The sequence below is a fragment of the Mycolicibacterium austroafricanum genome (assembly GCF_902705885.1).
GTDB lineage: Bacteria > Actinomycetota > Actinomycetes > Mycobacteriales > Mycobacteriaceae > Mycobacterium > Mycobacterium vanbaalenii_A.
This window is the reverse complement of sequence record NZ_CACSIP010000067.1, coordinates 48385-67273: the sequence shown is the minus strand read 5'-3', so window position 1 is coordinate 67273 and position 18889 is coordinate 48385. Positions and strand designations below refer to the sequence as shown.

The following is an 18889-nucleotide window of genomic DNA, read 5'->3' as shown; positions in this document are numbered from 1 at the left end:
TCGCTCTTGGGTACTAGTGAATCTCGGTTGGTTGAGGGTGGAAAACGGGAACGACGAAGCCGTCGTCGTCGGTGCGGAAATCGGCTACGAGTGGAAGGTCGGCTCGTAGCTGTTCTACCGAGCACTGCTCGATCAGCGTCATCAGTCGCGGACCTTCTTCGAGGTCCACCATCGCCAGGATGTAGGGCGTACTGGCATCGAATGGCGCGCCGTTCTGGTGTACGACACTCCAAGTGTAAAGCCGCGCACGCCCGCTGGCCGGTCGCAGGGCGATGTCATCGCTCCAGCAATGTGGGCAGAAGGGGCGGACATACAAAGACGTGCGCCCGCACGACCCGCAGGCATTGACCATCAGCTCCCGGTTCTGGACGGCGGCCCACCACCGCTCGGTGTCGGAATCCGTGGTCGGCCGGTGCGGCCCCGTCGGTGCGCTGGTGCTCATCACTGCCTCCCCAGGATCATGGTGGCGCTGTGACTGAAGAAGCCGCCCATCGCGTGCACGCACGCCAGTTCGGCGGCATCAACCTGTCTGGGCCCACACTCGCCCCGCAGTTGCCGCACCGCCTCGACCATGAGGAACATCCCGCGCATCCCCGGGTGGCACGAGGCCAGCCCGCCGCCGTCGGTGTTGGTGGGCAACGCACCGCCCGGCCGCAGTGCCCCGGATTCGATGAACTTGCCGCCTTCACCCTTGGCGCAGAAACCCAGGTCTTCGACCGTCAGCAGCACGGTGGCAGTGAACGAGTCATAGAATTGGCAGACGTCGATGTCGGCGGGCCCGACGCCGGCCTGCGCGAACGCGCGCGGCCCCGAGATGGAGGCGGCGGAAGTGGTGAAGTCGCCCCACTCGCTCATGCTGACGTGCGAAGTGGCGTCGGCGGCGCCAAGGATCCAGACCGGGTCCTTGGCGCAGTCCCGTGCGACGTTCTCGCTGGCGAGCACGACGGCGCCGCCCCCGTCGGTCCGGAGACAGACATGCTTGGTGGTGAACGGATCGGCGAGCAGCGGGGCGGCCGCGACGTCGGCCGCGGTGATGCGGTCACGCTCGAAGGCGTTCTCGTTCATGGCAGCCCATTCGTGAGCAGCGACTGCGACTTCGGCGAGCTGCTCGACGGTGGTGCCGTACTCGATCATGTGCCGCCTGGCGGCCATCGCGTACTTGGCGATCAGCGTCGCGCCGTACGGTGCCTCGAACTGCAGGGCGCCACCGGTGCTCATCGCCGCAGCCGACGCCCGGGTTCGCCGTTTGACGTCAGAACGCGCAGTGGAACCGTAGGTCAACAAGACCACGTCGGCGTGTCCAGCGGCGATCGCGTCGGCGGCGTGGCGCGCCATCACCTCCCATGACGATCCGCCGACATTGGTGGCGTCGACCCAGGTGGGTCTCAGGCCCAGGTATTCGCTGACCTCGATCGGTGGCAGGAGGGTGCCGTGCCCACCGAACCCGTCGATGTCGTTCTTGGTGAGGCCGGCATCGGTCACCGCTCGTTGGGAGGCCTGGGCCATCAAGCCCATTGCGGTCTTGTCGGGCACTCTGCCGCAATCCGACAGGCCCGCCCCCACGATGGCGACGCGGTTCGATGGCATACCCCATGTTAATCACATCGATAACGCCGTTTACGAATCAGTGGAATATGCGTTCTCATTCCGCTACCGTGAGCGGGTGCCTGGTTCGTTGCGGGACGCGTTGCGCGGCGACAGTCTGGTGTTGTGCCTGGCGTTGATGAATTCCCGCACGCCCGATGTGCCCGCTATCGCGGCAGCGGCCGGGTACGACGCCGTTTACGTCGATCTCGAGCACACTTCCACCTCCCTGGAGACCGTGGCGATGCTGTGCGGGAGCGCGATCGGCGCGGGCATTTCGGCACTGGTGCGCGTCCCGTCTCAGGACCCGAGTTTGATCGCCCGGGTGCTCGACAGCGGAGCTGCAGGAATCATTGTGCCCCACGTTAATACAGCGTTACAGGCGCAGGCGGTGGTGAATGCCGCGCGCTTCCCGCCCGCTGGACACCGGTCCGTATCCGGCCCCAACGCGCTGAGCGGCTTCGCCGCCCGTCCGGCCACCGAACTGGTCGAAGTCCTGGAAGCGCGAACCGTGGTGGCCGTGATGGTCGAAACGCCGGAAGCGGTGCGCAATGCCGATGCCATCGCCTCAGTGGAGGGCGTGGACATGGTGCTCATCGGTCCCAGCGACCTGACCGCCGAGATGGGCATCCATGGCCTCTATGAGAATGAACGTTTCCGCGATGCAGTAGACTCTGTCGCAGCGGCATGTCGTACCCACGGCGTAGCGCTCGGAGTGGCCGGGATCAAGTCCCTTGACCTGCTGAAAAGGTTCGTCGGTCTAGGCCTGCGATTCATCTCGGCAGGGACCGACGTAGGCATGATGACGGAGGCGGCCACCGCCAGGGCGCAAGCGCTCCGAGGGCTCGACGGACCCGCGACGATGTCACCAGAACTCTGACCGGACCGAATATCCCGCGACCCCAGGAGGACGGATGCCCACCGCGATCTACACCGAAAAAGTGACCGATCCGATGTCGTGGACAGGTGCCGATTTCACGAGCAAGGAAGATTTCACCTTCGATCTGTCGTCGCGCAACGTCGCTGCGCTGGAGTCGATCATGGCCAAGACAGCCAAGAAGGATCGCGACGACATCACGCTCGACGACGTGCACCATCCCGATCTGGATGACGATCTGGCCCGGCTCTACCAGGACCTGATGTTCGGCAAGGGGCTGGCGTGCGTGCGTGGCTTCCCCGTCGAGCAGCACTCGATCGAGGATCTCGAGCGCATCTACTGGGCATTCTGCTGGCACCTCGGCTACCCGGTGTCGAACAACTCGTTCGGCCACCGCCTGGTGCGTGTGCAGGAGGAGATCCTGCCCGACGGCGTGCAGCCGGCCCGCGGCACCAAATCCCGCGCCGAACTCGCGATGCACAACGACGCTGCCGACATCTTGTCGCTGCTGTGTGTCTACCCGGCGTTCGAGGGCGGCGAGAGCCAGTTCGCCAGCGGACCTGCCGCCCACAACAGGATTCTGGCCGAGCGACCGGACCTGCTCGAGGTGCTCTACCAGGGGTTCCCCCACCACCGTCGAAGCGAACAACCCGACGACCAGCCAGACGTGACACCGTATGACGTGCCGGTGTTCTCGCAGATCGACGGCCGAATCTGCATCAACTTCACCTACAGCAGCATCCTGCCCGCCATGAAGACCCTCGGGCGCGAATTCACACCGATCCAGGAAGAGGCCATCGAACTGTTGCGCAATATCCTGGTCGATCAGCAGGTCGAATTCCGGCTGGAATCCGGTGAGGCAGCGGTGGCGAACAACTTCGCGATGTGCCACTCGCGGTCGGACTTCGTCAGCAGCAACGACCCCAAGAAGGCGCGCTGCTTCCTGCGGGCCTGGATGGAGGTACCCCGCAAGGACCGCCGGCTGCCGCTCGGCAGGGAGTACTTCCACATGGAAAACAAGGATCTCCGGTTGGGATATGACCCCGTCGACGGCCGCGACGGCGCGATCGCCCGAAACGATTACAAGAACGTCGACCCCGCACTCGCCGATATGTTCAAGGCTGCCCAGGCGAAGCCCAAGCTGAACCGGTGATGAGTCTGCGGCCCCGTCCGCGGTTGGTTTACGAGCGCTGGACCGACCCCGTCGCGGGAGACATCCTCGAGCTCTCCGATGTTGATGTGGTCAAGCTCGAGCTGAATCGCCCGGATGGAGAGGTTTGGTCCGCACTCGAATCCGCCCACGGATACCAGGTGGCTACTCGCACCGACGTTGCGGGTGTCGCAGGCGGTGCGCAGTGGCTGGCGGGACCGGCGTTACTCGAACGGTGCGAGAATCTGCTTGCGGTGTGCTCCGCGGGTGCGGGTTACGACGTCATCGACGTCGACGCGTGCACCCGCGCCGGCATCGCAGTATGCAACAACTCCGGACCCGGCGCCGAAGCCGTCGCCGAGCACGCGCTCGGTTTCATGCTCGACCTGGCGAAGAAGATCACCGTGGCCGACCGGGCGCTGCGCAGCGGTTCGCTCGGGGATCGGCTGCGACTGCAGGGGAGTCAGCTCCTCGGAAAGACCCTCGGTGTGGTCGGACTCGGTGCCATCGGTGGCCGTCTGGTCGAGCTGTGCGCTCCGTTCGGCATGGAGGTCCTGGTGTTCGATCCGTACCTCGACGACGTGTCCGCCGAGGCTCGCGGCGTTCAACGGGTGTCGCTGGCCGCGCTGGTCGAGCGTGCCGATTTCGTCCAGGTGACCTGTCCGCTGACCGCCGAGACGCGGGGTCTCATCGGCGCGCAGGAGTTCGCCGCGATGAAGCGGACGGCATTCTTCATCACCACTGCTCGTGGACCGGTCCATGACGAGGTCGCGCTGCTGGAGGCGCTCGTGCGCGGCGAAATTGCGGGCGCCGGCCTGGATGTCTTCCACGAGGAGCCGCCCCGGCAGGACAACCCGCTGCTCCGACTCGACAATGTCGTCGCGACCCCGCACACCGCGGGCATCACCGTGGAGGCGGCCCGGGACATCGCCGTGGCGACGGCCACCCAGTGGCAGGACATCTTCGCCGGGCACGTGCCGCCACGGCTGCTGAATCCGGACGTGTGGCCGCGTTACTGCGAGCGGTTCCAGGAGATCTTGGGTGTTCGCCCCACGACGTCCCTCGGTGCAGAGGGGTTGGAAGAGGTTCAAACATGACCGACAAGGATGGCCGGTAGTGGGTTACGACACCATCGAGCTCGAGGTGCGCGGGCACACCGCGTGCGTGACTCTGAATCGGCCCGAAGTGCTCAACGCGATCAACGACGAGATGATTGCCGAACTCGCCGAGGCCTATGCCGAGATCGAGCGCTCGCAGGACATCTGGACGGTCATCATCACCGGAGCCGGCCGGGCGCTGTGCGTGGGTGCGGACGTCAACAAGGCTGCCGATCATGACATGCAGAACGCGGCGGGCATCGACAACCAGGGCGAGCCCATCCTGAGCTCGATGCGGCAGTGGGATGCGCCGCAGGAGGCCACGCCCCCTTGGCTGCAGATGACCAAGCCGATCATCTGCGCGGTCAACGGAATCGCTTGCGGCGCCGGAATGGATCTCGTCACCACCGCTGACATCACCCTCGCCTCGGATCGGGCGTCGCTGATGGACCCGCACGTCAGCATCGGAGTCACCTCGGGCCGTGAGGCGGTTCGGCTGGCAAGGATCTTGCCCCTCCCAGTCGCCATGCGCCTGGTACTCATGGGCAAGCACGAGCGGCTCGATGCGCAGAGGGCATACGACCTCGGTGTCTTCACGGAAGTGGTACCTCATGAGTCGCTCATGGCGCGCGCCTGGGAGATCGCCGAAGTGGTCAATTCGAATGCACCGCTGGCAGTTCGGGGTTCGCGGATGGCGGTGCGTAAGGGTTTGACCCTGCCCATTTACGAAGCCGAACTTCTGGCAGAGAACTACCGGATGAAAGTTGCCCTGACCAAGGATGCCGTTGAGGGGCCGCGAGCATTTCTGGAGAAGCGCACACCGGACTGGCGGGCGCTGTAGCACCGACGCTGCAGAATGCGGGAAGCGGTAATCGCTGAAACGACAATCAACATGCGCGTGTAGGTAGATCGCCCATTCTCGCCTGCGGAGAGTATCCTTATTCGCACTATGACTGCGAAGAAGAAACCGGCCGACGATCTCGAGATCGTCGACGCCGAATTGGAGATGCCGACGTCCTGGCAGGAACGGTCGATCGAGCGCCGATTGAGTTCGGCCAGAGCGCGTGCGCTGGCGCGCAGCTCACGGTTCCTGGCCACTGCTCTCGAACTGGTCGAGGAATCGGGGCGCGCCGATTTCACCATCCAGACGCTCATCGACAGATCGAATCTCAGCCTGCGAGCGTTCTATCAGCATTTCGCCGGCAAAGATGAACTGCTCTTGGCCCTCTATGAGAACGTCACGAGCCAGTTCACCGAGAACATCCGTCAAGAGGTGTCGGCGGCGGAGGGGCCGATGGAACAGCTGGAGGCATTCTGCCGCGGTGTGCTGTCGCGGGCCGAATCCTCTGAGGCGGTGGGTGGTCGAGTGATGACGATCTACAACCTGAGCCTGGAGATCGAGCGGCCCGACGATTTCGCCAAGGTCTGGGAACCGCATCTTCGGCTGCTGACGAAGATCCTCACCTCCTGCGCCCGAGCCGGGTTGGTACGCGACGACCTCACCCCGGCTCAGTTGACCACCCTGCTCAACACCACGTTGACCGCGCTGGCCCAGATCGGCGTGTTCCACCTCGGGGGCAAGAGCACCAAACTCGCCGAAGACCAGTTGTGGGCCTGGTGCAAGCAAGCGGTGAGTCCGCCGAATCCGACAACCGGGGCCACCAAGGCGACGCCGCGCCGGACGTCGACCCGACGGTCCAAGAACCTAGCGGGGTAGGCCGAGACCGCGTTGCGCGATGATCGTGCGCTGCACCTCGCTGGTGCCGGCGTAGATCGTGGTCCCCAGCGAGAACCGCAGGGTGTGGTCGAACCTGCCGTGTTCAGGTGCTGTGGGCTCCAGGTAACTGCGCAGGGCGTCCGGGCCCACCATCTCCACGATGTCCTGGCTGGCACGCTCGAGTGCCTCGGTACTGAAGACCTTGGACATGGGTCCCTCGGCGACCGGTACCTGGCCCTGTTCGGCCATCCACACGCAGCGTCGCTGGAGCAACGTGGACACCTCGGTCTCCATCGCGGCACGGGCGATCCGTCGGCGCACGTCGGGGTTGTCGATGTGCTTGCTGCCATTGGGCAACCTGGTGGTCGTCGCCCAACTTTCGGCGTGCTCCAGCAGACGCGCGAGATGCGGACCCCACCCCGACGCGTGCTCATCCTGCAGTGACAGGCCGAGTACCTGCCAACCGCCGTCCACCTCACCGATGCGCCACTCGTCGCCGATCCGGACATCGCTGAAGAACGTGATATTGGTGCGTTCGCCGGACAACGTCCACACCGCCTGCGCCTCGAATCCCTCCGTAGCACACGGCACCAGGAACATCGTGAGCCCTTTGTGTTTCGGCTTGTCCGGATCGGTGCGGGCGAGCAGGAAGATGTAGTCGGCGATGTGTCCGTTCGTCGTGAACATCTTGGAACCATTGATCACCCAGGTGTTGTCCTCGCGAACCGCCTTGGTCGCCGCGGCGGCGACGTCGGATCCGCACTCGGGTTCGGTGAAGCCGAGTGCGATCGTGATATCGCCCTTCAACGCCCCGCCGAGAATGCGATCCTTCATCTCCGACGTGCCGATCTGGCGGATGATGGACGCGACCATCCGGGTCGTCTCCGAGAGATACACAGGTGCGTCGAAGAGCATCATCTGCTCTTTGACTACCTGGTCATCCCAGGCATTTCGGTTCTGACCGCCGAATTCCTCCGGCCAGCTCGGCGCGAAGTAACCCTTGTCGACCAGCCCGAGTGCGAAGTCGTGATCGTGGGCGACTCCGCTGCGGTACACCCGTTCCTCGACCTCCGGGGGCAGTGCCTGCGCGAGATGTGCGCGCACCTCGTCGCGGTAGGCGACGGTTTGCGGCTCGAGCTGAAAGTGCATGTGATCAACCAATCTTTGTCCGGCGAGCGTACCGCCGCGCCGAGGGTCGCTTGAATAATGCTAATCTCACTTGCGAGAATCATCATATCCGCACATGATGGGACCGATGTCGTGGACCTGACCCTTTCCGCCGAGCAGAAACAGCTCGTCGAGTCATTCGCCGGGCTCTATGCGCGCGAGTCGTCATCGGAGCGGGTGCGTGCTGCCGAGCCGCTGGGTTTCGATCCCAAACTCTGGAAGGCGCTTCGCGACACCGGCGTGCTCGAGATGGCAGTCCCCGAGCAGGCCGGGGGATGGGGGTCGTCAGTCGCCGAACTCGCGCTCACCGCAGAGCAGTTCGGCCGCGCCGTTGCGTCGGCCCCGGTCATCGAAGCTCAGGTCGCGGTGCGGCTGCTCGCGACTGTCGGTGACCCGGCGGCTGACCTGCTCGGCTCGGCGCTTGAGGGGGAGTTGCTCGTCGTCTTTGCGCCGCGGTCCTACGCCGACGAGGCGCTGGAGTTGGTTCCGGCTGGTGCCGTGGCCGACGTCGTGTTGGCGATGGTGGACGGGGAGCTGCTCGCGATCCCGGCGGGTGGCCCGCGACAAGTGGAGAATCTCGGGTCGTTACCGCTTGCAGACATCCGTGCCGGGGAGGACGCCACGGTGTTGGCGCACGGACCTCTTGCGGCGCGGATGCACTCCGATGCCGTCGACGTGTGGCTGACTCTCACCGCGGCGGCGCTGGTCGGGGCGGCGGCCGAAGCGGTTCAGGCCGGAGTGCAGTACGCCAAAGAGCGACACGCATTCGGGAGCCCGATCGGCGCATTCCAGGCGGTATCTCATCCGCTGGCGGACAGCGCGACCGCAGTGGACGGGGCTCGGCTGCTGGCGCTCGAGGCGGCGTGTGCGTTCGACGACGAACCCGGACGAGTCACCGAACTCGCGGCGATGGCCTTCGCCTTCGCCTACGAATCAGCACGCGACGCCACTCGGCGTAGTCTGCACATCCACGGCGGCTACGGATTCGGCATGGAGGGCGACATTCAGCTCTACTACCGCCGCGTTCGGGCCTGGGCGCTGGTGTACGGCGAGTCGAACGCCGCGCTCGACCGGGTGGCCGATGCGCGTTATGGAGTCGTCGCCGGCTGAACGGTGCGGGGAAACAGCACCGCAAAGCTCAGCGTTGCGCGGGCCGCAATCCGGTTCCCGCCGACATCGAAGACGTCGACGCCGACCACTACGGTTCGGGTGCCTCGCCGGACAAGCTTTGCCACAGCGCGCGCTGGGCCGGTCATCACCGGCGCCAGGAAGTGGATCGTCATATCCGCCGTGCTGACCCCGCTGCCCAAATCGGCGACCGCAACGGCGAGTCGGCCCGCCGCCACGTCGATCAGAGTGGCCACGAGACCGCCCTGCAACGCGCCCCGCACGTTCATGATGTCGGGCCGGTTGTGAAGGTCGACGATGACGGTGTCTTCGGTTTCGAGAACGTCGTAGAACGGTAATTCCCCGAACAAGTGCCCGGGGATCGTGACCGGCATGCGTCGCGGCTCAGGCAGTTGCGTAGTCGTGTCACTCGTCGTGTCCGTCACGGTTGCGCCCGCACCTGATCCTTGACCGCCAGCACGACGGGCGGGGCATCACGCCAGTCGGGCACCCCGTTCTCTGGTCCCGCGGTGGCACGCTTGTCTTCGCGGACCTGAGACCAGTGTGAGTGGTTGAGCTGATGCAACGTGAAGCAGGATTGCAGCGAGTTGTAGAAACCCATGTTGTCCTGGGTCTGGTTGACGGACTCCTTGATGAGCAGCGCAGCCATCGTGGGGACCTCGGCAATGCGCCGTGCCATCTCGAGCGTCCGGTCGGCGAGTTCGTCTCGAGTGAACACCTTGCTGACCATGCCGAGTCGATGCGCCTCGTGGATGTCGATGGCATCACCGGTGAGCATGAGTTCTTTCGCCTTTCGCGGCCCGAACTCCCAGGGATGGCCGAAATATTCCATGCCGCACATACCCAACCGCGTCCCGACGACGTCGGCGAAGCGGACGTCGTCACTGCCGACGATCAGATCACACGCCCACATCAGCATCAGGCCGGCCGAGAACACCTCGCCATGCACCTGGGCGATGGTGATCTTCCGCAAATTGCGCCACCGCAGGGTGTTCTGAAAGAAATAGTGCCACTCCTGCAGCATGCACTTTTCAGCACCCTCGCGGCTTCCGCCGTTGATCGACGCTGTTGGATGCTGGTCGGGTCCGGGCAGGTACTCGCTGATCGCCTGTTTGGAACCGATGTCGTGACCAGAGGAGAACATTTTTCCTTCGCCCGCCAGGATCACCACGCGGACGTTGTCGTCGGCCTCGGCGGCGCCGAACGCCTCGTCGAGCTCCACGAGCATGCCCCGGTTCTGCGCATTGCGCTGTTCGGGTCGGTTGAGCGAGATGCGCACGATCTGTCCGTCGTCGTACGTCTGCCACTTGAGAAACCTGTAATCGCTCACCGGTGCCGCTCCCTTGACGTAGTCGAACAATAGTGTTCTCTTTTATCGAGAATACATATTCTCACAAGGCCGCTGAAGAAGGGGTGCCCGACCTTGAACGCCCAACCCCGCGAGATCTGGGACGCAGACAACCACCTGTATGAACCGCCCGATGCCTACACCCGGCACCTGCCGAAGAAGTACCGGAGCGCGGTCAAATGGATACAGGTCGACGGTCAGACGAAGCTCATGATCAAGGGCAAGCTGACCGACACCATTCCCAACCCCACCTACGACGTCGTCGCATCGCCGGGCGCCTGGGCGGACTATTTTCGCGGCGTCAACCCGGACGGCAAATCGCTTCGGGAGCTGGCCAACCCGATTGCCTGTCCCGACTCATTCCGACGTGCGCAGGAACGCCTGGAGTTGCTCGACGCCCAGCGCATCCAGGCCTGTGTCATGTTCCCCACCACGGGAGGCATGCTGGAGGAGCGGATGACAGACGACATCGAGCTCGCCCACGCCGTCGTCCACGCCTACAACGAATGGCTCTACGAGGAGTGGACCTTCGACTATCGCGGAAGGATCTTCGCGACCCCGGTGATCACGTTGCCCGACGTGCACAAGGCAGTTGCCGAACTCGACTGGTGTGTGGAGCGGGGCGCCCGGGCGGTGCTGGTCAACCCGCGACCGGTGGCCACGGTGTCCGGGCACACCACGTCGATGGGCCAGCGCTACTTCGACCCGTTCTGGGCCAGGGTCGAGCAGCACGGCATCCCGGTTCTCATGCACGCCTGTGACTCCGGCTATGACCGCTACAGCAGGGACTGGGAGGGTGCAGGATCGGAATACCTGCCGTTCAAGCCGGACGCCTTCAAGACGATCATCTACGAGGATGCCCGCTCGATCCTGGACACCTGCGCGGCACTGGTGGCCCACGGTGTCTTCACCCGCCATCCGGGGGTGCGGGTCGGCGTGGTGGAAAACGGCGGCAACTGGGTGCCCAGATTGCTCGAACTCTTCGACCGGGTGTATCGAAAGATGCCGGCGGAATTCACCGAACACCCGGTGGCACAGTTCAAACGGCACGTCTGGGTCAACCCGTTCCATGAGGAGGACATGACGGGGCTGATCGATCTCATCGGAGCTGATCGAGTGTTGTTCGGGTCGGACTATCCGCACCCCGAGGGCCTTGCCCAGCCGGCCGAACTGACGCCTGAGATCGCAGCTCTGAGCGAGTCGGTGATCGACCGCATCATGGGCGCCAACCTCCGTGAGCTGCTCTCGGCGGTCCCCAGTGGACGGTAAGCCCACACCCCGAGTCATCTTGTGGGGGCCGGGGCAGGTCGGTGTAGGGGCGCTTCGGGCGATTATTGCCCATCCTGGCCTCGATCTCGTCGGCGTCGTCGTGCACTCGGAGGCAAAGGACGGACGAGACGCGGGCGATCTGTGCGGGATGCCCCACACCGGCGTGACGGCCACCAGGGACGTCGATGCGGCGCTTGCCCTCGATGCGGACGTTGTGGCGTTCTTCGCCTCGGGCGACTACCGCTACCGCGAAGCGGCCGAGGATGTGGCCCGATGCCTACGCGCGGGCAAGAACGTGGTGTGTACGTCGCTGGTGCCGCTGTGTTATCCGCCCGCGGCCGACCGCGAGACGGTGGAGTTGCTGGAGCAGGCCTGCCGGGACGGTGGTACCAGCCTGTTCAACAGCGGAGTCGACCCGGGTTGGGCCAACGACGTCATTCCCCTCGTTATGTCCGGCTTCAGCAGCCGGGTGGACACCGTGACCACCCAGGAGATTCTGGACTACGGCGGGATCAACCAGCCCGAGATCATGTTCGACTTCATGGGCTTCGGTCATCCCCCGGACTTTCCGGCGCCGCTGCTCGACCGGGCGCGACTCGCGCACCTGTGGGCCCCCGTCGTACACATCGTGGCTGACGGGCTCGGACTGCCGCTGGATCGGGTCGACACCGAGATCGAACCGTGGCTGGCCACTCAGCGGTATCAGGTCGCCTCGGGCTGGGTGGAGGCGGGAACGATGGGAGCCATGCGCTTTCGGCTGGCGGGCGTCGTCGACGGCGAGGAACGGGTGATTCTTGAACATTTCACACGAATGGGGGAGACGTCGGCTCCGGACTGGCCCCGCCACCCGTCGCCGCATGGGGGGTACCGGGTGATCGTCGAGGGGATGCCGACCTACACCGTCGACATCGAGATGCACGGGCGCGGAAACAACCTCCGCGGTCTCACCTATGCGACCGTGATGCGGGAGATCAACGCGATCCCCGCCGTGATCGCCGCGCCCCCGGGCCTGCTGTCGACTCTCGACCTTCCGGTCATCACGGGCCCGATGCGGGGCGGGCGATGGAAGGGCGTGTTGCCCGGATCGGAGCGCGCATGAACGACGACGTGCCGAAGGTCACAGACGATCTGTGGACCGTGATGAGCACCGCCACCGCGGTGCGTCGATACCGTGCCGAACCTGTATCGGACGAGGTGCTGGAACGCTGCCTGCTGGCGGCCTCGTGGGCGCCGTCAGGCGGCAACGGGCAACCCTGGCGGTTCGTCGTGCTCGAGTCGGTCGAACTCCGCTCCCTGATCACCTCCGCTGCGCAAAAGACATGGGAGGTGATGAAGGACTTCTACAAACTGCCAGAGGTCGCCGACGGCGCCGACGATCCCAAATCGCGCACGCTGCAGACGATGGCCGAGCACATGCGCGTCGGCGGCGGCGCACCGAGATTGGTGCTCTTCTGTGTCCAACCGCAACGGGGCACGACCGAACTGCAGCAGGCCGGCTCGATCTTTCCCGCCGTGCAGAACTTTCTGCTGGCCGCACGGGCTCAGGGCCTCGGCGCAGCCATCACCTTGTGGCAGGACGCGTGCGCACCGGAATTGCGGGAAATGGTCGGCATTCCCGACGACTGGAAGATCGCGACCCTGTTGACCGTCGGGTGGCCGAAAGGCCGGCACCACCGGGTTCGCCGCAAGCCGTTGCCGGGTGCCGCAGCACTAGATCAGTGGGGCCAACCGTGGCAGAGGACACAATGACGTATCCACAATGACGTATCCACAATGACGTATCCACAATGACGTATCCACAATGACGTATCCACAATGACGTATCCACAACTTTCGATGTACCTGCCCGTGTTCAACACGGAGCCGACCTTCGACTGGCCCGCGACGCTGGCGCTCGCGCGCGCGATGGACACGGCAGGAATCGATCGAGTCGCGGTCTCCGACCACGTGGTATTCGGAGAGGACGCTGATGCCTACGGCGACCCCAGAGTCGGCGGTACCGCCGGCGGCGTTCAGCCGACCGGACCCGACGGCGCATGGCTCGAACCGCTCACCGTGCTCACCGCGATCGCCGCATCGACGACCCGGATTCGACTCAACACCGCGGTTCTCCTCGCGGCGTTGCGCCGCCCTGCAGTGCTGGCCAAGCAACTCGCGACCTTGGACGTGATTTCGGCCGGGCGCCTTGATGTCGGGGTCGGAGTCGGCTGGCAGCGCGAAGAGTACGAGGCGTGTGGTCTTCCCTTCGATCGCCGCGGAGCCCTGCTCGACCAGACGCTGGACGTGTGCCGGACGCTGTGGACCCAGCAGCGCGCATCGTATGAGTCGGCCGAGTTGTCGTTCGAAGGCATCCACCAGATGCCGAAACCAGTTCAGGCCGACGGGGTCCCGTTGTGGATCAGCGGCACCGTCAACAAAGCCGTCGCGCGCAGGATTGCGAGGTTCGGCGTCGGCTGGATTCCCTGGGGATCGGCGTTGGCTGATCTACCCACCGCGATCCCGGCGATGAAGGACGCCGTACGCGAAGCGGGCGGAGATCCGGCCGGGCTGCAGGTCCAGGGCGGTACCCGGGTAGTGAAGCGCAACGGCGGCGGTATCGACTACGGGGCCACCTTCGAGGGTGTCCCGGCGCTGGTCGCCGCAGGGGTCACGGACTTCAGGATGCCGCTCAGAATTCCTGAACAGCAGGACGAGGCGGTCCACTTCCTGACACAGTTCGTCGACGCATTCCGGGCTGCCACGCGCTGAGTAGAGTGCGTGCGCCGGAGCGCTACACCAGTCCGAAGAAGGTCTTCGCGTTGGTGGACAGCACCTTCCGCTTGGTCTCCTCGTCGAGGCCCTCGGTGGCCTTGTTGGCGACCTCAGTGCTGTGCGGCCAATTGGTGTCGTTGTGCGGATAATCGGTCTCGAACATGAGCTGATCCGGACCCACCAGGTCCAGGATGCGGAATGCGACCGGATCGCCGAAGGTGGAGAACCAGACGCGTCCGGGCACCTGAGTGCTCGGCGGCTCCGTCAGCAACGGGTGGATGCCGCCCCAGGCCCGGCGGTCTTCCCACACCTCGTCGACTCGCTGCAGGTAGTAAGGGATCCAGCCCGCTTGCGCCTCGGCGAACGCGAGTTTGAGTTTGGGGAACTGCTTGAGTTTGGCCGAGAACAGCCAGTCCACCAAGGCGATGGTGCAGTTCACCGCCATCAGCGCGCTGGTGACGACATGCGGAGAATCGGGGGAGGACTTGGTCAGTGAGGAACTCGAGCCGATGTGCAGCATGACCCCCACGTTGTTGCGCTCGCAGGCAGCGAAGAACGGGTCCCAATAGCCGCTGTGGATGGAGGGCAGGTCAAGACGGGCCGGCAGTTCCGAGAAGCACACGGCAGGCATTCCCTTGGCGGCGACACGGTCGACCTCTTTGGCGGCGAGTTCCACGTCCCACAACGGGATGATGCCGAGCGGAATCAACCGACCGTTGGAGTCGCCGCCCCACTCGTCGATCTGGAAGTCGTTGTAGGCCTGGACGCACAGCAGGGCGAGGTCTTTGTCCTTGGCGTGCAGGAAGCGTTGACCGCAGAAGCGCACCAGAGTGTTGGGGAAACAGGCTGATGCCTCGATCCCGGCGATATCCATGTCGGCGAGCCGGTCCTTGGGGCGGAAACATCCGGGACGCATTTCTTCATACGTGATCGGGTCGGTGGTGAGCTCGTCGATTTCATAGCCGGCCGCGGCGCTGATCAGCGGGATCGGGATGATCGAATCCTCGTAGTGCCAGATGTCGGCGTCCCGACCGTTCTCGTCGTCGACGAATGCGACATCGGACGTGACTGTCGGATCCATACGACCGCGATGCCGGACGATCCGTGGCCCGACGTCTCGGTAACGCGCAGGCAGCCGGCTGGTCCACAGATCGGCAGGCTCAACCAGATGGTCGTCGGGCGAGACGATCAATATGTCTGTGCTCAATGCTGCACTCCTTCGAGGACGGCTCGCGGGGTCGCGAGCCGATATCAAGCGTTTCCGCAATCGAGAACTATTGTTTTCAGCGTACCGCATACGGTAGTTCCACCAAGGCTCTGGCTCAAATCCGCCGAAGACTGCTGTATCCATGCACACGAGTGCCATGGCGTGCCCCACAGGCATCGGCAGGTGCTGCACAAGGGCCCGCGGTCGACCGCCCTCAGAGCGTGACCCGAATGTTCCCGTCCACGGCCTCGACCGGATAGCTTCGCACCGACATCCGGGCGCCGGAAACCTCTGTGCCCGTGCAGAGGTCGAAAGTGTGGTTGTGCAACGGGCAGACGATGACCCGGTCGTCGGCCAGGCCGTCGGCCAACGGGCCGCCCTTGTGTGGGCACACCGCGTCGATCGCCCGCAGCGATTCATCACGCAACCGGAAGACCGCGATCTGGGTGCCGTCGATCGCAAACGTGCGGCCCTCGCCGACCGGGATCTCGTCGATCCGGCCGATGTCGATCCTGACGCCTGAGCTCATCGCGGCGGGCCCACCCGTTGAGACTGCGCCCAGGGTCGTGTTCTTGCCGGAATCAGCACCGTGAGCGCAGTCTCAACGACAGGGCTGGCGCTCATCGCACCGGCACCCGGGGAAGCGGCAACAGCGGCAGCGACGACCGGAACTGGCCTTCCGACGCCGGTTCCCGCCCGTCCTGCCACGGATCGCGGTAGGCGTCCACCGACTTCTGCATCCGCTCGTCCAGCCCCGCGATGAAGCTGTCGTCGGGCTCGTCGACCAGCACGGCACGCAGGTGCTCGATGCCGAGCCGGGGCACCCACTTGTAGGTGCGCTCCAGCCAGTTCGCGTTCTCGCGGTAGTACTGGATGAACCGGCCCGTCAGCGTGATCACCGTCTGTGGGTCGTCGACGGTGGCCAGCAGGTCGCCCTTGCGGATGTGTGCCCCGGCCGCGCCGCCGACGTAGATCTCCCAGCGGCCTCCCTCGACCGCGACCACACCGAGGTCCTTGCAGAGTGCTTCTGCACAGTTGCGTGGGCAGCCGGTGACGGCCAGCTTCAACTTGGCCGGGCTGGCCAGTCCCTGGTACCGCTCCTCGATCGCGATCCCCAGTGCGGTGGAATCACCGAGGCCGTAGCGGCAGAAGTCGCTGCCGACACAGGTTTTTACGGTCCGGAAGCTCTTGCCGTAGGCGTATCCCGACGGCATGTCGAGGTCGTCCCACACCGAGGGGAGATCCTCTTTGCGCACACCGAGCAGATCGATGCGCTGACCGCCGGTCAACTTGATCATCGGGATCTCGTAGCGTTCCGCGACATCGGCGATCTTGCGTAGCTGAGCAACATCGGTGACGCCGCCCTTCATCTGGGGCACCACCGAGAACGTGCCGTCGCGCTGGATGTTGGCGTGCACCCGATCGTTGATGAACCGCGCGTCACGCTCGTCGACGTACTCGTCGGCCCACATCATGTCGAGCAGTGACGCCAGCGCCATCTTCGAGCCCGCGTCCTCCCGGCCGTCCGGAGCCAGCGCGGCGAACACCGAGGACACCGAATGCAGCTTGAGTTCCCGGATGTGACGCATCAAAGTCGGCTTGTCGTAGGGGATGCCGGGCACGTACCACGACGCCGACGGATCCTCGGTGACCGCGCCGCCGGCGGCCCACTCGACCACCTGGCAGACCAACTCCTTGCACGAGCCGCAACCCTTGCCCGCCTTGGTCTTCGCCATCACACCGGTCACCGATGACTCGCCGCCCTGCACGCAGCCCACCAGCGCAGCTTTGGAGACACCGTTGCAGTTGCACACCTGAGCGTCGTCGGCCAGTTCGGCGACCCCGACGCCGACATCCGGCGTGCCGATGTCGAACATCAGCTCCACCCGCTCGTCGGGCAGCGGCATCCCGCTGTCGAATGCCTGGGTCAGGAACGACACCTTGGACACGTCGCCGACCAGGGTGGCGCCCACCAGCTTCCCGTCGCGGATCACCACCGTCTTGTACACCCCGTGCTTGGGCTCGGAGTACTGCACGAACTCGTCGTCGGGATGCTCGGGGCCCTTGACGCCCATCGAGGCGACGTCGACGCCGGCGACCTTGAGTTTCGTGGCGACCCGGGAGCCGTGGTAGGCCGCGCTGGTATCGGCGCCGGTCAGGTGGTCTGCCAGCACTTTGGCCTGTTCCCACAGCGGGGCCACCAGCCCGTAGACCTGGCCACGGTGCTGAGCGCACTCGCCGACGACGTAGACGTCGTCGTCATCGACCGACCGCATGTGGTCGTCGGTGACGATGGCGCGTTCCACCGTCAGGCCGGCCCGCTGAGCCAGCCCTACGTTGGGACGGATGCCCGTTGCGATCACCAGCATGTCGCAGTCCAACTGTGTGCCATCGGCGAACGCGATCGCCCGCAGGCGCCCGTCGTGCACCACCACTTCGCTGGTGCGTTTCTCGGTATGGACCGTGATCCCCAGTGCTTCGACGGACTTGCGCAGGATCGAGCCTGCCGGATCGTCCAGCTGTGCGTTCATCAAGGTCGGCCCCGCGTGCACGACGTCGACGGTCAACCCGCGATTCTGCAGTCCCCGAGCGGCTTCCAGCCCCAGCAACCCGCCGCCGATGACGACCGCTTTGGTGCGGTTGGCGGCCTCGGAGATCATCGTGGCGGTGTCGTCGAGGGTCCGGAAGCCGAACACCCCGTCTGCCAGAGTCTTGTTGTCGGCCCACAGCCCGGTCATCGGCGGGAAGAACGACCTACTGCCGGTGGCCAGGATCAGTTTGTCGTAGCGCAGCGCGGTGCCGTCGTCGGCGTGCACCAGATGAGCGAAGGTGTCGAGCCGGACGACACGGACCCCACTTCGCAGGTCGATACCGTTGTCGAGGTACCAGTCGAGGGTGTTGAGGTAGATCTCGGCCGGATCATCCAGGCCGGCAAGCACGTTCGACAGCAGGATGCGGTTGTAGTTGCCGTAGGGCTCGTCGCCGAAAACAGTGATATGGAAATCCTCGGCATTGGTTCCGCTCTTTTTCCTGGTGAGGACCTCCTCGATGGCGCGGATGCCGGCCATCCCGTTGCCGACCACCACGAGGCGTGCTTTATCCGGCATCACACCTCCACGAGGCCCAGATCGACGATCACTGTGCCCTTGGCGCTTTCAGGGGCCGCGACGTAGAGCTCGAGTACCGTGTCGGCGAGCAGATCCTCTACCACCCGCAACGCCACGTGGGTGGCCCCTGCGGCGGCGATGGGGAAGTAGCGCATCGGTTTACCGTCACGGAACAGGACCACGGTGATCATCTGCTCGGCCGAGTTTCCGCCGCGAAAGTAGACCGGTTGGGTGGTGGCTCCTGAAGGGACCACGTAACGCAGGGATTCGTCGATCAGGAGCGGTTTTTCGTATCCGCCGCCGTCGAACTCGAACACACCTTGCAGGAATCGAGGGCTACTTCCGTCGGACATGGCTCGAAGCTAGAAGCCGGTTGTTTCCGATTCGTTTCACCCGCAAGTCACCCGTGCATCCCCCTGATCACTCGCCGACCACCTCACGGTGAGCTGACCTGCAGTGTGAGGCCGTGTTTTCATCGCGGTCACCA

Annotated in this window: 19 protein-coding genes; 10 read left to right on the top strand and 9 right to left on the bottom strand. The window is 64.9% G+C overall.

Annotated features, from left to right (window positions below; genetic code table 11):
* Window positions 1-13: 13 nt before the first annotated feature.
* Window positions 14-442, bottom strand: coding sequence for a Zn-ribbon domain-containing OB-fold protein (locus BEMPMBAN_RS30180; protein ID WP_159235134.1), 429 nt, complete (start codon window positions 440-442; stop codon window positions 14-16).
* Window positions 442-1587 carry an acetyl-CoA acetyltransferase gene (locus BEMPMBAN_RS30175; RefSeq protein ID WP_159235133.1) on the bottom strand — a complete coding sequence of 382 codons (1146 nt, stop codon included), beginning with the start codon at window positions 1585-1587 and terminating at the stop codon, window positions 442-444. The genes BEMPMBAN_RS30180 and BEMPMBAN_RS30175 overlap by 1 nt, the downstream gene beginning before the upstream one ends.
* A gap of 40 nt (window positions 1588-1627) precedes the next feature.
* Here BEMPMBAN_RS30175 and BEMPMBAN_RS30170 point away from each other — a divergent pair, with 40 nt between their 5' ends.
* The 5 genes from BEMPMBAN_RS30170 (at window position 1628) to BEMPMBAN_RS30150 (ending at window position 6425) form a co-directional block, all read left to right on the top strand.
* Window positions 1628-2464, top strand: a complete 837-nt coding sequence (locus BEMPMBAN_RS30170) for an HpcH/HpaI aldolase family protein (protein ID WP_425295025.1) — start codon at window positions 1628-1630, stop codon at window positions 2462-2464.
* Between the two features lie 34 nt (window positions 2465-2498).
* Window positions 2499-3614, top strand: coding sequence for a TauD/TfdA family dioxygenase (locus BEMPMBAN_RS30165; RefSeq protein WP_159235131.1), 1116 nt, complete (start codon window positions 2499-2501; stop codon window positions 3612-3614).
* The gene (locus tag BEMPMBAN_RS30160; protein ID WP_159235130.1) at window positions 3614-4708 is read left to right on the top strand and encodes a hydroxyacid dehydrogenase; all 1095 of its coding nucleotides are present in this window, start codon (window positions 3614-3616) and stop codon (window positions 4706-4708) included. Before BEMPMBAN_RS30165 ends, BEMPMBAN_RS30160 begins: the two co-directional genes overlap by 1 nt.
* Before the next feature lie 19 nt (window positions 4709-4727).
* A complete protein-coding gene (locus tag BEMPMBAN_RS30155; RefSeq protein ID WP_159235129.1) occupies window positions 4728-5549 on the top strand; it encodes an enoyl-CoA hydratase/isomerase family protein in 822 nt (273 codons plus the stop codon).
* Between the two features lie 108 nt (window positions 5550-5657).
* Window positions 5658-6425: a TetR/AcrR family transcriptional regulator gene (locus BEMPMBAN_RS30150; RefSeq protein ID WP_159235128.1), complete on the top strand. Its 768-nt coding sequence runs from the start codon at window positions 5658-5660 to the stop codon at window positions 6423-6425.
* On the opposite strand, the gene BEMPMBAN_RS30145 is transcribed toward BEMPMBAN_RS30150, so the two are convergent.
* Entirely contained in the window at window positions 6414-7574 is a 1161-nt protein-coding gene (locus BEMPMBAN_RS30145) for an acyl-CoA dehydrogenase family protein (protein WP_159235127.1), read from the bottom strand. The two genes, BEMPMBAN_RS30150 and BEMPMBAN_RS30145, sit on opposite strands and share 12 nt — an antisense overlap.
* A 111-nt stretch (window positions 7575-7685) precedes the next feature.
* Between BEMPMBAN_RS30145 and BEMPMBAN_RS30140 the strand changes: the two genes are divergently transcribed.
* Entirely contained in the window at window positions 7686-8702 is a 1017-nt protein-coding gene (locus BEMPMBAN_RS30140; protein ID WP_159235126.1) for an acyl-CoA dehydrogenase family protein, read from the top strand.
* Here the strand turns inward: BEMPMBAN_RS30140 and BEMPMBAN_RS30135 are convergent.
* Together BEMPMBAN_RS30135 and BEMPMBAN_RS30130 are read right to left on the bottom strand one after the other, a co-directional pair.
* Window positions 8681-9094: a PaaI family thioesterase gene (locus tag BEMPMBAN_RS30135; RefSeq protein ID WP_159235125.1), complete on the bottom strand. Its 414-nt coding sequence runs from the start codon at window positions 9092-9094 to the stop codon at window positions 8681-8683. The two genes, BEMPMBAN_RS30140 and BEMPMBAN_RS30135, sit on opposite strands and share 22 nt — an antisense overlap.
* Window positions 9095-9141: 47 nt before the next feature.
* Window positions 9142-10050 (bottom strand): enoyl-CoA hydratase, encoded by a 909-nt coding sequence (locus BEMPMBAN_RS30130; protein ID WP_159235124.1) that lies wholly within the window; start codon window positions 10048-10050, stop codon window positions 9142-9144.
* Window positions 10051-10143: 93 nt separating this feature from the next.
* Between BEMPMBAN_RS30130 and BEMPMBAN_RS30125 the strand changes: the two genes are divergently transcribed.
* The 4 genes from BEMPMBAN_RS30125 to BEMPMBAN_RS30110 all read left to right on the top strand — a co-directional run bounded on the left by BEMPMBAN_RS30125 (window position 10144) and on the right by BEMPMBAN_RS30110 (window position 14085).
* Complete coding sequence (locus BEMPMBAN_RS30125; protein WP_159235123.1) at window positions 10144-11337, top strand: amidohydrolase family protein; 1194 nt, start codon at window positions 10144-10146, stop codon at window positions 11335-11337.
* Window positions 11327-12436 carry an NAD(P)H-dependent amine dehydrogenase family protein gene (locus tag BEMPMBAN_RS30120; protein WP_159235122.1) on the top strand — a complete coding sequence of 370 codons (1110 nt, stop codon included), beginning with the start codon at window positions 11327-11329 and terminating at the stop codon, window positions 12434-12436. Before BEMPMBAN_RS30125 ends, BEMPMBAN_RS30120 begins: the two co-directional genes overlap by 11 nt.
* Window positions 12433-13086, top strand: a complete 654-nt coding sequence (locus BEMPMBAN_RS30115) for a nitroreductase family protein (RefSeq protein WP_234897774.1) — start codon at window positions 12433-12435, stop codon at window positions 13084-13086. Before BEMPMBAN_RS30120 ends, BEMPMBAN_RS30115 begins: the two co-directional genes overlap by 4 nt.
* 66 nt (window positions 13087-13152) lie before the next feature.
* Window positions 13153-14085 (top strand): TIGR03619 family F420-dependent LLM class oxidoreductase, encoded by a 933-nt coding sequence (locus tag BEMPMBAN_RS30110; protein WP_159235121.1) that lies wholly within the window; start codon window positions 13153-13155, stop codon window positions 14083-14085.
* Between the two features lie 22 nt (window positions 14086-14107).
* Here BEMPMBAN_RS30110 and BEMPMBAN_RS30105 read toward each other — a convergent pair whose 3' ends face one another.
* The 4 genes from BEMPMBAN_RS30105 to BEMPMBAN_RS30090 form a co-directional block, all read right to left on the bottom strand.
* Complete coding sequence (locus BEMPMBAN_RS30105; RefSeq protein ID WP_159235120.1) at window positions 14108-15295, bottom strand: amidohydrolase family protein; 1188 nt, start codon at window positions 15293-15295, stop codon at window positions 14108-14110.
* A gap of 214 nt (window positions 15296-15509) precedes the next feature.
* Window positions 15510-15824: a nitrite reductase small subunit NirD gene (gene nirD, locus BEMPMBAN_RS30100; RefSeq protein WP_159235119.1), complete on the bottom strand. Its 315-nt coding sequence runs from the start codon at window positions 15822-15824 to the stop codon at window positions 15510-15512.
* 91 nt (window positions 15825-15915) lie between these two features.
* Complete coding sequence (nirB, locus tag BEMPMBAN_RS30095) at window positions 15916-18402, bottom strand: nitrite reductase large subunit NirB (RefSeq protein WP_159235118.1); 2487 nt, start codon at window positions 18400-18402, stop codon at window positions 15916-15918.
* Window positions 18402-18755 (bottom strand): molybdopterin oxidoreductase, encoded by a 354-nt coding sequence (locus BEMPMBAN_RS30090; RefSeq protein ID WP_159235117.1) that lies wholly within the window; start codon window positions 18753-18755, stop codon window positions 18402-18404. The genes nirB and BEMPMBAN_RS30090 overlap by 1 nt, the downstream gene beginning before the upstream one ends.
* Window positions 18756-18889: the final 134 nt, after the last annotated feature.

Coding starts and splice junctions, on each gene's coding strand:
- BEMPMBAN_RS30145 (WP_159235127.1), bottom strand. CDS start 7,574: ATGCACTTTCAGCTCGAGCCGCAAACCGTCGCCTACCGCGACGAGGTG.
- BEMPMBAN_RS30090 (WP_159235117.1), bottom strand. CDS start 18,755: ATGTCCGACGGAAGTAGCCCTCGATTCCTGCAAGGTGTGTTCGAGTTC.
- BEMPMBAN_RS30175 (WP_159235133.1), bottom strand. CDS start 1,587: ATGCCATCGAACCGCGTCGCCATCGTGGGGGCGGGCCTGTCGGATTGC.
- BEMPMBAN_RS30110 (WP_159235121.1), top strand. CDS start 13,153: ATGACGTATCCACAACTTTCGATGTACCTGCCCGTGTTCAACACGGAG.
- BEMPMBAN_RS30150 (WP_159235128.1), top strand. CDS start 5,658: ATGACTGCGAAGAAGAAACCGGCCGACGATCTCGAGATCGTCGACGCC.
- nirB (WP_159235118.1), bottom strand. CDS start 18,402: ATGCCGGATAAAGCACGCCTCGTGGTGGTCGGCAACGGGATGGCCGGC.
- BEMPMBAN_RS30180 (WP_159235134.1), bottom strand. CDS start 442: ATGAGCACCAGCGCACCGACGGGGCCGCACCGGCCGACCACGGATTCC.
- BEMPMBAN_RS30160 (WP_159235130.1), top strand. CDS start 3,614: ATGAGTCTGCGGCCCCGTCCGCGGTTGGTTTACGAGCGCTGGACCGAC.
- nirD (WP_159235119.1), bottom strand. CDS start 15,824: ATGAGCTCAGGCGTCAGGATCGACATCGGCCGGATCGACGAGATCCCG.
- BEMPMBAN_RS30115 (WP_234897774.1), top strand. CDS start 12,433: ATGAACGACGACGTGCCGAAGGTCACAGACGATCTGTGGACCGTGATG.
- BEMPMBAN_RS30165 (WP_159235131.1), top strand. CDS start 2,499: ATGCCCACCGCGATCTACACCGAAAAAGTGACCGATCCGATGTCGTGG.
- BEMPMBAN_RS30135 (WP_159235125.1), bottom strand. CDS start 9,094: ATGCCGGTCACGATCCCCGGGCACTTGTTCGGGGAATTACCGTTCTAC.